Source organism: Flammeovirga sp. MY04, assembly GCF_001682195.2.
GTDB classification, from domain to species: domain Bacteria; phylum Bacteroidota; class Bacteroidia; order Cytophagales; family Flammeovirgaceae; genus Flammeovirga; species Flammeovirga yaeyamensis.
Genome location: NZ_CP003560.2, coordinates 1,400,040 through 1,414,887, shown reverse-complemented (window position 1 = coordinate 1,414,887; position 14,848 = coordinate 1,400,040). Strand labels below are relative to the sequence as shown.

Below are 14,848 nucleotides of genomic sequence, written 5' to 3'. Positions count from 1 at the left end.
ATTAATCAGGTTAAATCAAAAACAATTTATTTAATTTTACGCTTATTAAAAAAAAATGGCAGATACATTAAAGTTGTTTAAAACAATTCAACAATTAATAGATCTCCATCGATTTTATTAATAACTTTGTAAGAAATAAAATAATTTTTTTGAATGATAAAAAAGATAGGAGCAAATAGTTCGTATTTTGGAAATATAATAGAAGCAATACAAACGTCAATTCATGGATTAAAACTATCTATTATCCACTTAAAAAATGCATTATCTAAACGTAGAATTGGTAATGATTCATTTAAGAAGGATGGATATTTTGATCCTGAAAGTTCTATGGTAACGCTAAAGTACCCTGAAGAAACTTTACCAGTACCTGATAATGGTCGCTATAAACTCGATCTCGAAATAGATGATTGTATTGTTTGTGATAAATGTGCTAAGGTTTGTCCAGTTGACTGTATTGAGATTGATCCAATTTTATCTCAAGATGTCATTGGAGAGACATCAGATGGAACAGCTAAAAGAATATATGCTGCAAAATTTGATATTGATATGGCTAAATGTTGTTTCTGTGGGCTTTGTACATATGTATGTCCAACAGAGTGTTTGACGATGACTAAATCATATGATTTTAGTGAGTTAGACATGAGGGAACTTACCTATAGTTTTGCAGAAATGTCAGAAGATGAAGTCACTGCAAAAAAAGTTCTTTTTGAAGAAGCACAGGAGAAGAAGAAAGCTGAAAAATTAAAAAAAGATACTGAACAATCTTCTAAACCTTCTACATCAGCTAGGCCAAAATTTTCACCAAAAGTTATTAAGAAAAAATGATAGAAATAATCTTCTATTTTTTGATTACTGTGATTTTTGTATCATCAGTAGCTTTATTCTTTACAAAAAAAGTAATTTATAATGCTGCATATTTATTATTCTCACTTTTAAGTGTCGCAGGACTCTTTGTAATTACAGCATCAGATTTTCTTGCTATTACTCAAGTGATGATATATATAGGGGGAGTTCTCGTTTTATTGTTATTTGGTATCATGTATACTAAAAATAAAAATGAGGAAGGAGTAGTCAGTGGATCAAAGCGAATACTTTTAGGAATTGTGTTAGGCATTGCAGTTTTTTCAATACTCACTATGGCAATCTTGGAAGAAAAGGTAATAACGATTACAGATGTTCCTGATCAAAGTATTGTTTCAGTATTAGGTGATCAGTTCATGACTAATCATATTTTTTCATTTGAACTTACAGCCGTATTGTTATTAGTAGTTTTGATAGGAGCAGTATTTATTACAACGAAAGCAGAGAAAACAATAGATCACAAATAAAAAATTTTATATATTAATATACTAGAAGTATATTTGTATTCTAAGAAATAAATAAACAACGGTCTAATTTCATATTGGATCGTTTTTCATTATAAACGTATTGAACATGTCAAAGACAACTTTTTATACACAAGAAGGTCTTCAGAATTTAACTGACGAGCTTAACGAATTAAAAACTAAAGGCCGTGCAGATATTGCAAAACAAATTGCAGAAGCGACGGATAAAGGTGATTTGAGTGAAAATGCAGAATATGATGCAGCCAAAGACGCTCAAGGTCATTTAGAAGCTAAAATTGCTGAATTAACTAATTTGGTCGCTAATGCAAGAGTAATTGATGAATCAAAATTAGATACATCTAAAGTAGGTATTTTATCTAATGTAAAAATTAAAGCACCAACTGGAGCAGAGATGACTTACACATTGGTATCTGCAAAAGAAGCTAATGTTAGAGAAAATAAAATATCAGTAGATTCTCCAATCGCTCAAGGTTTAATGGGTAAAAAAGTAGGGGAGATTGCAGAAGTAAAAACTCCAAGAGGAATTATGAAGTTTGAAATATTAGATATTTCACTTTAAAATAGCTTAGCGGAAACGCTAGTTATACCATATAGAAAAGCGAATGTGAAGGCATTCGCTTTTTTTGTTTTTACAGTGTTATCGATTCATTTATAATAATATTTTCACTCATTAGTTATTATTAACAAACCTATAAGGATTAAGCGATCATTAAAACCCTGATTTTAAGCATGTAAAGCAACAGTTTATTAAAATCATCCTTTTAACAATATTTTAGTCACCATTCTAACTCTAATATATACGTAAAATCGCAATGTGTTTTAGATAAAAATTCAAACTTATAAATTGTGTTAGTCCTATGGTACAAGAACTTAAAATAAGAGACCTCACTATGAGAGATGGTCAACAGTCTCTCTTTGCTACTAGAATGAGACAGGAACAAGTTGAAAGACTTTTACCTGACTATAAAAACGCAAATTTCTATGCAATGGAAGTTTGGGGTGGTGCAGTTCCTGATTCTGTAATGAGATATTTAGGTGAAAATCCATGGCACCGTTTGAAGAGTATTCATGATCAAATTGGAGATATTAGTAAATTAACAGCTTTATCAAGAGGTAGAAATTTATTTGGTTATACTCCATATACTGAAGAAATCATTGAAGGATTCTGTAAAACGTCAATCAACAATGGTTTAGGCATTATGAGAATCTTTGATGCTCTTAATGATACAAATAATATTCAATCAACAATAAAGTATGTAAAAAAATATGGTGGAATAGCTGATTGTGCAGTTTGCTACACAATCGATCCACAGTTCTCTACTATGGACCGTATCAAAGGGTTCTTTAGTGGAAAACAAATCCCTAAGAAAGTATTTACAGATCAATACTTCTTAGATAAAGCATTAGAAATGCAAAGATTAGGAGCAGATATGATCACTATTAAAGATATGAGTGGTCTTATTCCTCCAATGAGAGTAGCTAAATTAATCAAGTTATTCAAATCTAAATTAACTATCCCTGTTGATTTCCATACACACTGTACTCCAGGTTATGGTTTAGCTGCTGTATTAGCTGCTGTAATGAGTGGTGCTGATATCGTAGATACTTGTATTTGGAACTTTGCAGGTGGTTCTGCTGGTGTTGCTATTGAGTTGATGTATGTATTTACACAAAAGTTAGGTATCAAATTAGACGTTGATATGGAAGCAGTTGCTGAAATCAACCAAAAACTAATTGATATCAGAAAAGAGTTGAAAGATTTTGATGCTTATGATAGCTTCCCTAATCCATTCAACCCGCTTACAGATACTCTTCCAGCTCATATCGATCAAATCTTTGATCAAGCTATCGCAGCTGTGAAAAAAGGTAATGAAGATGCTTTATTGGATGCTTGTCATCAAATCGAAGATTACTTCAATTTCCCTAAACCTAATACTAAAGTAAAAGAAGCGGAAGTACCAGGTGGTATGTATTCTAACATGGTTGCTCAATTGAAAGCTCTTCAGTCAGAAGAAATTCTTGATGAAGCTATGAAATTGATTCCTCAAGTACGTATGGATGCTGGTCTACCTCCACTAGTAACGCCAACTTCTCAAATCGTAGGTGCTCAAGCAGTAAACGCTGCACTTAGCTTAAAAGCTGGTAAAGAAATGTATGCAAATACATCTAACCAATTCATCAGCTTAGTGAAAGGTGATTACGGTAAAACACCAATTCCAGTAAAACCTGAATTCAGAGAAAAAATCTGTGGTTTTAAAGAGGAGAGACCATTTGATACTAGTTCATATAAATCACAAGATAACCCTACATTACCAGAATACGGTAACGTAAAACTTGCTGAAACTTATGAAGAGGAATTATTATTAGAATTGTTCCCACTAGTAGCAAAAGGTTACTTGAAAAATCTTAAGAAAGAACAATGGGAAGCAAATAAACCTGTTGAAGTTGTTGAAGAGAAAGTAGAAAAAGTAGCCGCTAAAGCTGAATTAAAACTAGGTAGAAAGATCAACGTTCCTATGCCAGGTAAAGTTTTAGACGTTTTAGTAAAAACTGGTGATAAAGTAGAGAAGAATCAAACAGTAGTGGTATTAGAATCTATGAAAATGGAAAACAATATCTTATCTGACTTCTCTGGTTATGTAAACCACGTTTTTGTTGAAGCAGGCGAAACATTGGCTTCAGATCAAGTGATGTTCGACCTTGTGAATTCTGAAGAAGAGATTACAGCAGTGCAAAATGCTTAATTGATATAATATACTTGAGTCCTAAGTAATTTCTTTACTTAGGACTTAGTATTAAAAAAAGAGATCATTTTAAACGATTTATCACTTTAAATGATCTCTTTTATTTTATTGATTATTTTGACTAATCAAAAATGATTGTCTTGTTTTTATAAGTAAGTAACTTTCTATTTACGTGTTTATAAATAGCTCTTGATAAGACAATCTTTTCTAAATCCTTACCTTTTCGAATCAATTCTTTCACGGTGTCTTTGTGACTTACTTTGCTCACATCCTGTTCGATAATTGGGCCGGCATCTAGATCTGTTGTAACATAATGTGAAGTCGCACCAATAATCTTAACGCCTCTTTCGTGTGCAGCATGATAAGGTTTAGCACCAACAAATGCAGGAAGGAAGGAGTGATGAATATTGATGATTTTATCTGGAAATGTTTCAATGAAGTTCTCAGATAATATCTGCATATATCTAGCAAGAACAATAAAATCAATATTCTTTTCTTTCATTAATTTTATTTGTTCAGCTTCAATCTCAGCCTTATTTTCTTTATTCACTTTAAAGTGATAAAAAGGAATATCAAATTTATCAGCAACTTTTTTTAGTGTTTCATGATTACTCACAATCATCGGAATATTCACCTTTAACTCTCCAGAATCAGCTCTTGATAAAATATCATACAAGCAGTGGGACATCTTAGTAACAAAAAGTGCCATGTTTGGAACTTTATCACTAAAATGTAAATGAAAAGTCATATTATACTTCTGTGCCAATAAAGTATTAAAGTAGTCCTTGATTTTCTCTTTTGGGATAAGAAAAGAGTCTAGTTCAAATTCTACTCTCATGTAAAAACGATCTTCATCACGATCTACATATTGATCTAAATAGACAATATTTCCCTGATTTTCATGAATGAATTGTGTGGTATATGATATAATCCCTTTTTGATCGGGACAGTGCATTAATAATATAGCTGTATTTGAAGTATTATTCATATTAAGTAGTTTCTACGGACGCTAATAACGAATCGAGGTATTTTCTGTGGTTTGCTAACCTAGGTACTTTATTTTGTCCACCTAGTTTACCTCGACTTTTCATCCAATTATAAAAAGATTTGTTCTCCAAAAAGTGAACTTTCGGAGCGACTAAAGCAATATCTTTGTGTCTTTTTGCATCGTAATCAGAATTAACTTCTCTCAACTTTTCATCTAAAGTCTTGATAAATAAATCTTGATTATTTGGCGGATATTTAAACTCTATAGCCCATTCATGACCTCCTTTTTGTCCACAAGATAAATATACAGGTGCGGCAGTGAAGTTTCTTACTTCAGCTTTCGTGATATGAGAAGCAGCTTTAATAGCTTCCTCTGCATTTTCAATCACCACTTCTTCACCAAAAGCATTAATAAAATGTTTTGTTCTGCCTGATATTTTTATTCTATACGGAAATTTTGATGTGAAACGAACAGTGTCTCCAATCATATATCTCCATAACCCCGCATTGGTGGTAATCAGTAAAGCATAATTTTTACCGATTTCAACATCAACTAGTTGTACGACTTTAGGATGATCTTTACCTAGCTCTTCAACAGGTATAAATTCATAGAACACTCCATAATCTAATAATAAAAGTAACTCATCATTATTAGTGGTGTCTTGTATACCAAAGAACCCTTCAGAAGCGTTATAGACATCCATAAAGTTCATGTCATCCTTACCAATCAATTTCTTGAATGTTTCTCGGTAAGGACCAAAAGCAACGGCACCATGGAAGAAAACTTCAAGATTTGGCCATACCTCAATAAGTGAGTTCTTACCTGTTTTCTCTAATATTCTCTCGAATAGAACCAATGTCCAAGTCGGAACTCCGGCTATATTCGTGATATTTTTATCTATCGTTGTTTCCGCAATTTTTTCAATTTTACTTTCCCATTCGTCCATTAGAGCTACCTCTAGTTCCGGAGCCCTCATAAATTCTGCCCAAAAAGGAAGGTTTTTCATGATAATGGCAGAAACATCACCACTTATAGTCCCTGAATTGAAATTATTTTTTTGATAAGTGCCTCCAATTCCTAAGCTTTTACCGAACATCACCATAGTTGATGGGTGATTATTCATATATATAGACAATAGGTCCTTTCCCGCTTTATAATGACAATCTTCAAGGGCTTCTTTAGAAACAGGAATAAACTTACTTCTAGCGTTAGTGGTACCAGATGATTTTGAAAATTCTGTGATTTTAGTTGGCCATAGAATATTCTGTTCACCTTTCATCATTCGATCTATATAAGGGAATAAATCTTCATAGGTAGAAATGGGAACATTCTGGTGGTATTGCTCCAAAGTGTTTATTTCAGAAAAACCATATTTTTTTCCAAATTCAGTGTCCTTTGAAGTTGATAATAAATCATTAAAAAGTTGCTGTTGTACATCTATGGGGTATTGCTTAAAATGATCAATCTGATGCATTCTTCGCTTAGTAAACCATTGTATAGCTGAAGATAAAAGTTCCATACAATTATTGGGTTAGAGCACTGTTATAACCTGAAATCAATCTATTTTTTTAAAAAAATCAATAGCTGATTTGGGTTTTCAATTTGAGTTGAAAAATAAAAAAAAGGATACCCTTTTTAGACAAAGAGTATCCTTAAAATAATATATTTATTTTATTCAGAAAAATCTTTTTTCTTATATTCAGCGTACTCACCGAAATAAGCTTTTCTAACTTCAGGATCATTAATTAATTGATCTGGAGTTCCATCTCTAAATACAACACCACTCTGTAAAATATATACTCTATCAGTAATTGATAAAGTTTCAGTAACATTGTGATCAGTAATTAGGATACCAATATTTTTCTTCTTCAAGTTGTAAACAATACGTTGAATCTCTTCTACAGCGATAGGGTCAACACCTGCAAATGGCTCATCTAGTAATACAAAAGAAGGGTTAGTAGCTAATGTTCTAGCAATCTCTGTTCTTCTTCTTTCACCACCAGATAAAGACATACCTAAGTTGTCTCTAACATGTGTAAGAGAAAATTCTTCAAGTAGGTTATCTACTCTTTGCTTTTTCTCAGCTTTAGAAATTTTTTCCATTTCTAAAGGAAGCATAATATTTTCCTCAACGGTTAATCCTCTAAATACAGATGGCTCTTGTGCTAAGTATCCAACACCTTTTTGAGCACGTCTATACATAGGAAGCTTAGTAATATTTTCTGCTTCAAGGTGTATCTGACCATTGTTTGGTTTAATAAGCCCAACAATCATATAGAAACACGTTGTTTTACCAGCACCATTTGGCCCAAGTAAACCAACAATTTCACCTTGTTCTACTTTAATAGAAACATCATTCACTACCGTACGCTTACCGTAATGTTTAATAAGGTTATCCGCTTTTAGTATCATATAATTTATAATATTTATATCATTGCTATGAAGCAATAAAGATAAGTCTTCTCAATGAATAATAACTTCAAAATTAATAGATTTTTTTTGCCATTGAAGTTACTTACAATTAGCTAACTTTTTTTAACACTCATTACCGAGGTAGAATATCAGTAAAGTAGGCATCATTGACTATTTCTCCATTGTAAGCTTCAAATTCTTTAGAGTTAATTTGATATATACTCAAGAATTTATCTCTTGTTTCGTTAAGGTAAAACCATTTTTTCAATGGCCCAATCACCTTTTTATCTTTCAATGAATAAGTCAGTCCACTCTTATAGTATTCAAGGAAATAATTGGTATTGTAGAACTGATAGGTATTTTCAGCTTTTCCTCTTAAACGAATCTCAGTATCAAGGTCATTTTTAATGCTATAAACATTTACCTTAACCCCTACATAAATCTCTGGTGTACTTTTAATATTATCCTTAAAAATAATCAGTTCATTAAACTGATTATTATGATCAGTAGCAGCTTCAATAATTGAGAACTTCTCTTCAAAGTGGTCGTCTAATGACTGTTCATAATGTTCAAACACTTGATATGTTCTAGTTTTATAATCAACCAAAAATCCAATTTGTAAATCGTGAATGGATAGAGTAGTTGGGTCATATTTTAAAGAACGTTGTTGATTATATTTATATAAATTCCCAAATAAAGCTTTCACTTTTGGACTATGTCTCTTTAGATAACTAGGTAAAGATTTAAGATTTTGGGACTTCATAAATATATAACCTAGTGATAAACAAAGGGTATAAGGGAATAAGCTACTATATGAAAAATAAAGAATAACGTTAGATATGAGGAGAAAATTCCTTTTTCTTTTAAAACCTCTTCGAAAAGAATCTATTTCTTTTTGTAGTATAACTTTTTTATCTTGAGGTAATAAAGCCCTTTCTTCATTAAATAAAGGATAAACATTCTCTCTATTTAACTTGGGCCAAAAGTTTTCACGTACAATATTTATAAGATTGAAATTCATACATTAGATTTAATTTGACTTCTTAAAATTATTCAATATTTATTAGAATTCAATCAAATGATTTTAATAATCGATTAAAAATGATGAATATCTTCTGTTGGTACGATTTTTTCTAATTCTATTTTATTAAATTTGTACATCACTAACCTTAACCGCTTTCAAAATATATGGCAGTTGAAAAATTACGATATTCGGCTGAGGAGTTAGTAGAGTTTGAGACCCTATTAAACCAAAAGCTAGAAGAAACAAACAAAGAATTGGACCACTTAAAAGCTTCAATTTCAAAAGTATCAAGTGGACAAGATTCTAACCACACTGGAGGGAAGACATTGGAAGATGGTGCAGATGCCTTCGAAAAAGAACAGTTAAACCATTATGCTGCACGTGCCATGAAATACAAACAACAGCTAGAAAAAGCGTTGATTCGTATAAAAAATGGAACTTACGGGGTTTGTGTTGACACTGGGAATTTAATTTCAAAAGAACGATTGAGAGCCGTACCTCACACTCAACAATCCATTGAAGCTAAATTAAAAAGAAATTAATTTTAACAGGCTGTCTCGTAAAACATGAGATAGCCTTTTTCTTGTTATCAATAGCAGGGTTAATAGATAGACTTATTTTTCTATATTAATCATATATAGAAAATCTACAAACTTAGTGATCATTCTTTTAAAGAATATTTATAAGATTTTTTCATCTTATCCTATGAAACAAACAGATTTATTAAATACTATTGAGGCGATGGTTTTTATTTCAAAAGAACCACTTCAGGTTGATGAGATAATTGCTTTAGTAGAAGAAATAACAGAAGAAGAAACTTCAATTACAGAAGAGGAAGCATTAGATCTAATAAAATTATTGCAAAATAAATATATGGATGATGCTTTTGCTTTTGAATTGGTTCAAAGTGGTGAAGGGTACTGTTTCATGACTAAACAAAAATTTAGTAATGTAGTGAATGCTTTACTAAAAAATAGGTCTAAAAAAAGATTGTCACGTTCAGCACTAGAAACCTTATCTATTATTGCTTATAGACAACCTATTACCAAAGGGGAAATTGAAAAAATAAGGGGAGTCGGCTGTGATTATGCCATGAAAAAGCTATTAGGGAAAGAACTAATAAAAATGAAAGGAAAATCTGATGCTATAGGCAGACCAATGCTTTATGGAACTACAGATAAATTCCTAGAGTATTTCGGCATTTCAAACTTAAAAGATTTACCATCGCCTAAAGAATTTAAAGAAGAAGATTTAGAAGATTCTTCTGGAACAACCACTGAAGAAGCAACTAGTACATTATAAAAAAATCCCACATTTGTGGGATTTAATATTTAGCTTCTTTTAGTGATTTCATCACGTATATTAGCTGCTTTCATGTAATCTTCGTTATCAATTGCTTTTTGAAGTAAAGAGTTCAGTTGATCTATACTTAAATGTGCGTATCCGCTATCATTATCCTCGTCATCAGCCTCTAAACTAACTTCCTCTTCCTCATCATCTAGCCCTTCAAAGTCTTCGATATCCAAATCATCGTCATCATCTTCGATGTCATCAGCATGTTCTACTTCATCTTGTTCAAGTTCTTCAACTTGAATTCCTGCTTCGCCCATAATATTCTCATATGCATAAATAGGAGCGTTAAAGCGTATTCCTATGGCCACAGCATCTGAAGGCCTTGCATCTAATATAATTTCTTCGCCTTCTGCAGTAATTACATGAATATCAGCATAAAATACACCTTCCTTTAAATTTGAAATTTGTATATGATTAATGCTTGCTCCAAGTTTTAATGCAAAGCTTTTAAATAAATCATGAGTCATAGGTCTGTTTGAAGAAATTTTTTCAATTTCTAACGCAATAGCTTGTGCTTCAAACATACCAATAATTATAGGTAATCTTCTATTTCCGTGTTTTTCGCCTAATACTAGTGCGAAAGAACCGTGGGAAGTATGGCTAGCTGATAGCCCTAGTATTTCTAATCTTACTTTGTTCAAGACTTCTTTTTTAATTTACTAGTACAAAACTAAAAATTATCAGCAAAAAATTAAATTGAATTTTGTTGACTTAGTTGTTTTATCGCAATATCTAACTCATCCATGGTATCTACTTCACTTAGAGTATGGTCTGATAATGGTTCGATTAATTTGATATTAGCATCTTCTAAAATCTCCCTTAGAGAGTTTTTTCCGAAGGCCAGTGATTGAAGGAGTCTAAGATAACTTCTTGGTTCCCAAATACCTAATAATGGCTGAGGAGCTCCAGTATCCTTAGACTTGTAAAGTGTAGCTAACTTAGAAGGATCCCTTTGTTCAATCAAATGCATAATAGTTTTATCATCTACAAAAGGTAAGTCAATGGCTACAGTCATCCATGCGCAATTTGGATTTTGTCTAAATGCAGATAATAATGCTCCGAAAGGACCTAAATTAATAAAAGAATCGGGTAGGAGATTCTCTTGATCCGAAAAATCCTTCAATTGTTGTGGTCGACAAGACATAAATGCTTTTGAGGTATACTTAGAAAGAATTTCCTTCATATGGAAACGCTGTTCTTTACCATGATAATTTATCTTTGCTTTGTCCTTCCCACCCATTCTTTTAGAACGGCCTCCAGCAAGTAATAAGCCATTTAAATTTCCAGTATCTTGTCTTAATACTATCTCAATAAATTGACTAATACCAACTGTATTTCCTATTTCAAATATTGGCTTATGCTCAATATTATGTATTCTCTCATATAATATCGGAGGGATATCCTCTTTTGATGCTCCTTCTGCTAATACAACACATAAAACATTACTCAATCGGTTAATTTTACGATGTAGAGTAGGTGTTTTATCTTTATCTATTATAAGAATTTGTTTAGAAGCTTTAAAGTGGTTACCATTGATAAATGCAGCATCAATATCATTTAATAACACATGTCTCTCGGGAACACTAAAAGCTTTTCTAAAATCAGCTCTTGAAAAAGTAATTTTATCAATTATTTCAACACGTGCTTTATGTGATAGTGCCTTAGAAGAATCAATACCTAATTCCTTCTCCATTTCGGAACTTTGATGGTCACAATCAATATAACCCAAATTCCAATTGTCAGAAAGATTCTCAATTAGTCTAAAAACTAATTCTTTAACAATCCCTGGAGATGTACCAAGAAATGCAATCTCTGTTCTACAAAATCTACCCACTTTAGGTCTAACTAAATCACTCTCCTGCATAATCTTTATATTTCTTTCTCTAAAGTTGCAAAATCATTTTTACATTGAAAAATCTTTGGGACAAAGTATTTGGAACTGCATACTGTTTTCCATCATATGTCTTTACCCAAGTGTGAGAAATCACATTATTATTTCCCAAAACATTTAGTATTTCTAATCCAATCTGAAGGTTTTTCATAAACTCTTCACTTGGGTTATTCGATTTTTTATTCAATGCTATAATCTTATTGAAACCCAAATCTAATCTCATGTATTCATTACCTCCACTAAATGCATTTCTAAATTCAGGTTGATCTGGAGGTCCAAATGGCAAACCAGACCCAAATAAGAAACGTAGATTCATTCTCATAGTTGGATTATTCGGTAAATGGTCTTGGAAAAACATAGCAAGAGTAACTCTTTGGTCCGTTGGTCTCCTGATAAACCCACGAGGGTCACCCTCAATTTTCTCTTTCGTTTGCATTATACTCAGTGCTACCCAAGATTGGGTGCCAGGAATAAACTCTCCACTAATTCTGGTATCTATACCTGCAGCATAAGCTACACCCTCATTTTCACCTGAATATCGAATTCTTATATTATCGACATTGTATGGTACAACATTCCATAAATGCTTGTAATAGACTTCAGATATCAATTTAAATGGACGTCCCCATTGTTCGAAATTATAATTTATTCCTCCTATAAAATGTAAGGATCCTTGTGCCTTTAGATCTAGATTTAAAGTACCATCAGGTCTTCTCATTTCTCTGTAGAAAGGAGGTTGATAATACACTCCCGAAGCAAAATTGAAAACGACATCTTTTTCCCATTCTGGTTTAAAGGAATATTGGAAACGTGGTGAAAAATTAAATTCATTATTAATCGTCCAATACGTTCCACGTACACCCAAAGTCATTTTGTGTTTATCATTAGGGGAAAAATAGGTAGTTTGATAATACCCTGAATATCTCTGAGAGGTAATGTTATTATTTGCACTAAGTACATTATTTACATCAATTACATATCCTGCAGAATCTTGAAATTGATACTCAGATAATTGGTCATCTATGTCTTCCACTTTCATTTGAACTCCAAATTCAGAATGAAGTTGGTTTGAATGATCCCACTCATTTCTATTCTCTACAATAAAAACGTTAGCTTTTAATGAATTTCGAGAATATTGATAACCTCCACCAATGCCTTGTTCGGTAGAACAATCATTAATACTATTGAAATCTTGAGTATCACAAATGCGGTAGGCGTTTTCTAAATTACTTCTTTCCCTTTCTTGAGTAACTAGGGCAGAAGTGATAATATTTGAAGTGAAATTTTCATTGAAATTATGAATCAATTTTAATCCACCTTGGAAAGTGTCATAATCTAATTGTTCTTTCCCTTCAAAAGCAATAGTTAGGTTACTGACTCCTTCTCCTGTTTGAAAATTGGATGATCGAGTAGTTGGAAAAACACTATATCTATTTGATGCATACGATAAGATTGCATCAAGATATGTTTTTCCTTTTTTTCTTTTCCAGATAAATCAAAACTAAAATACGATTGAACATCACCAAATCGGGGTCGATACTCACCCTCTGTTTGTAATGTATTTAATAAGTATTCTGTCGATTTATATCTTGCACTAACAATACCTGTGTGTTTCTTATTTTTTGATGCTCCACCAACGGTTAAACTTCCTCCTAATAGAGATGCTTCCAATACTCCTTCAAAGCTCATAGGCTTTTTGTATTGAATATTTAATGAACTTGATAACTTATCGCCATATTTACTTTCCCAGCCACCAGAAGAAAATTCAATATTATCTACCATTCTTGAATTGACAAAGCTGAGTCCTTCTTGCTGACCAGCACGAGCAATAAAAGGTCTGTAAATTTCTATGTTATTTACATAAACAAGGTTTTCATCAAAACTACCTCCTCTAACAGAATAATCAGAAGAAAGCTCATTATTAGAAGCAATACCTAATGCACCACTAGCTACTAATTGTTGAGTGAATTCACCAAAGCCTACAGGTATTTCTTGAAGATCTTCACCTTTAACATAAACAGCACCAGCCTTTGTTCTAATATCACTTTCTCTTGAATCGACAATTTTCACCTCATCCAATTCAAAGATTTGTTTGTATAACTTAATGTCTAAAGTTTTTATCTCATCCTTTAATAATTTTATCTGAAATGCTCGAGGGGAATAATTAGGATGATTAAAAAATATAGTTGTTAAAGAATCAGGTGATAACTCTAAAATATAGGCTCCTTCATTATTCGTAATGTAAAAATTATTCTTATTTGTCCCTTCTTGTACCATTGCCGCCGAAATTGGATTACCTATAGAATCCAAAACAACACCTCTTAGTGTCGCATTCTGAGCTGTAGCACTTTGAAAAGTTAAACAGATGATAGTCAGAAAAATAAAAGAAAGATATGTAAGTGTTCTCAAATTTTTTAAGATTATGCCTTAATAATTACATCTCAAGTTACTTTATAATACACTTGAAATCCTATTCAAATTAAATAATTTTGAAATCTTTTTGCATCTTACGAAAAAAAAATGGTAATATTAACCACACACTTTAGTGATATAACTAGCTCATATTATTCATTATACTTTTCCAGCTTACTATGAATTCAACGAATACTACTGTAATTGATAACGTTAGAAATTATTTTGGGAACGATTACCCAGAAGATTTATCTTTAGACCAGGCCTACCTTCACATTGGACATTTTTTTGGTTGGGTGATTGCCAATGACCTTTATAGTGAAGAATATGAAGATGATTTTGGATCACAAATTCTGTATTTCTCAAGAAAAGAGATTACTCCAATTATCCTTGCAGAGACATTAGATGGTATATTAGATATAGATCTATTTGATGATGATATAAAACCATTTGTGTTGGAATATTACTGCAGTGGACAATACTTAAATGACTATAAGGATGCACTTTTAAAAGAATTAGAAAGTATGTTCCATATTCAAGACACATGGGATAACTTCTCAATAATGAGTAAGTTATTAAATCAGCGTTACGATATGTGGAAAAATAAAAGTTAAACGATTTGATATTTTCGCCCTTTATTCTCGTAAAAAAATATAAAAATCTTTAATTTTAGTTTTG

At 31.9% G+C, this 14,848-nt stretch carries 15 protein-coding genes; 7 read left to right on the top strand and 8 right to left on the bottom strand.

What is annotated here, in order from left to right; all coding sequences use genetic code 11:
* Positions 1–153 precede the first annotated feature (153 nt).
* The 4 genes from MY04_RS05735 (at position 154) to MY04_RS05720 (ending at position 4,090) form a co-directional block, all read left to right on the top strand.
* Complete coding sequence (locus MY04_RS05735; protein WP_066207544.1) at positions 154–825, top strand: 4Fe-4S dicluster domain-containing protein; 672 nt, start codon at positions 154–156, stop codon at positions 823–825.
* Complete coding sequence (locus MY04_RS05730; protein ID WP_066207542.1) at positions 822–1,328, top strand: NADH-quinone oxidoreductase subunit J family protein; 507 nt, start codon at positions 822–824, stop codon at positions 1,326–1,328. Before MY04_RS05735 ends, MY04_RS05730 begins: the two co-directional genes overlap by 4 nt.
* 106 nt (positions 1,329–1,434) lie before the next feature.
* Positions 1,435–1,905: a transcription elongation factor GreA gene (gene greA, locus MY04_RS05725; protein WP_066207540.1), complete on the top strand. Its 471-nt coding sequence runs from the start codon at positions 1,435–1,437 to the stop codon at positions 1,903–1,905.
* Between the two features lie 298 nt (positions 1,906–2,203).
* Positions 2,204–4,090 (top strand): biotin/lipoyl-containing protein, encoded by a 1,887-nt coding sequence (locus MY04_RS05720; protein WP_066207538.1) that lies wholly within the window; start codon positions 2,204–2,206, stop codon positions 4,088–4,090.
* Positions 4,091–4,211: 121 nt separating this feature from the next.
* Here MY04_RS05720 and purU read toward each other — a convergent pair whose 3' ends face one another.
* The 4 genes from purU to MY04_RS05700 form a co-directional block, all read right to left on the bottom strand.
* Entirely contained in the window at positions 4,212–5,078 is an 867-nt protein-coding gene (gene purU, locus MY04_RS05715) for a formyltetrahydrofolate deformylase (protein ID WP_066207537.1), read from the bottom strand.
* A gap of 1 nt (position 5,079) precedes the next feature.
* Positions 5,080–6,597: a GH3 auxin-responsive promoter family protein gene (locus MY04_RS05710; protein WP_066207535.1), complete on the bottom strand. Its 1,518-nt coding sequence runs from the start codon at positions 6,595–6,597 to the stop codon at positions 5,080–5,082.
* A gap of 152 nt (positions 6,598–6,749) precedes the next feature.
* Positions 6,750–7,490, bottom strand: coding sequence for an LPS export ABC transporter ATP-binding protein (lptB, locus tag MY04_RS05705; protein WP_066207533.1), 741 nt, complete (start codon positions 7,488–7,490; stop codon positions 6,750–6,752).
* A gap of 133 nt (positions 7,491–7,623) precedes the next feature.
* The gene (locus MY04_RS05700) at positions 7,624–8,253 is read right to left on the bottom strand and encodes a hypothetical protein (protein WP_158297581.1); all 630 of its coding nucleotides are present in this window, start codon (positions 8,251–8,253) and stop codon (positions 7,624–7,626) included.
* Positions 8,254–8,678: 425 nt separating this feature from the next.
* Here MY04_RS05700 and MY04_RS05695 point away from each other — a divergent pair, with 425 nt between their 5' ends.
* Entirely contained in the window at positions 8,679–9,056 is a 378-nt protein-coding gene (locus MY04_RS05695) for a TraR/DksA family transcriptional regulator (RefSeq protein WP_066207527.1), read from the top strand.
* Between the two features lie 163 nt (positions 9,057–9,219).
* Entirely contained in the window at positions 9,220–9,816 is a 597-nt protein-coding gene (scpB, locus tag MY04_RS05690; RefSeq protein WP_066207525.1) for an SMC-Scp complex subunit ScpB, read from the top strand.
* A gap of 29 nt (positions 9,817–9,845) precedes the next feature.
* Here the strand turns inward: scpB and MY04_RS05685 are convergent, their stop codons facing one another.
* Genes MY04_RS05685 through MY04_RS05670 form a run of 4 tightly spaced genes read right to left on the bottom strand, consistent with a single transcriptional unit; the run spans position 9,846 to position 14,167 of the window.
* Positions 9,846–10,508, bottom strand: a complete 663-nt coding sequence (locus tag MY04_RS05685; RefSeq protein WP_066207524.1) for a bifunctional nuclease family protein — start codon at positions 10,506–10,508, stop codon at positions 9,846–9,848.
* Positions 10,509–10,558: 50 nt separating this feature from the next.
* Positions 10,559–11,731, bottom strand: a complete 1,173-nt coding sequence (locus MY04_RS05680) for an NTP transferase domain-containing protein (RefSeq protein WP_084005785.1) — start codon at positions 11,729–11,731, stop codon at positions 10,559–10,561.
* Between the two features lie 19 nt (positions 11,732–11,750).
* Positions 11,751–13,064 carry a hypothetical protein gene (locus MY04_RS05675; RefSeq protein ID WP_084005784.1) on the bottom strand — a complete coding sequence of 438 codons (1,314 nt, stop codon included), beginning with the start codon at positions 13,062–13,064 and terminating at the stop codon, positions 11,751–11,753.
* A 59-nt stretch (positions 13,065–13,123) separates the two neighbouring features.
* Positions 13,124–14,167 (bottom strand): TonB-dependent receptor, encoded by a 1,044-nt coding sequence (locus MY04_RS05670; RefSeq protein WP_084005783.1) that lies wholly within the window; start codon positions 14,165–14,167, stop codon positions 13,124–13,126.
* A gap of 182 nt (positions 14,168–14,349) precedes the next feature.
* Here MY04_RS05670 and MY04_RS05665 point away from each other — a divergent pair, with 182 nt between their 5' ends.
* Positions 14,350–14,784 carry a DUF7832 domain-containing protein gene (locus tag MY04_RS05665; RefSeq protein WP_066207522.1) on the top strand — a complete coding sequence of 145 codons (435 nt, stop codon included), beginning with the start codon at positions 14,350–14,352 and terminating at the stop codon, positions 14,782–14,784.
* The last annotated feature ends 64 nt before the right edge of the window (positions 14,785–14,848 follow it).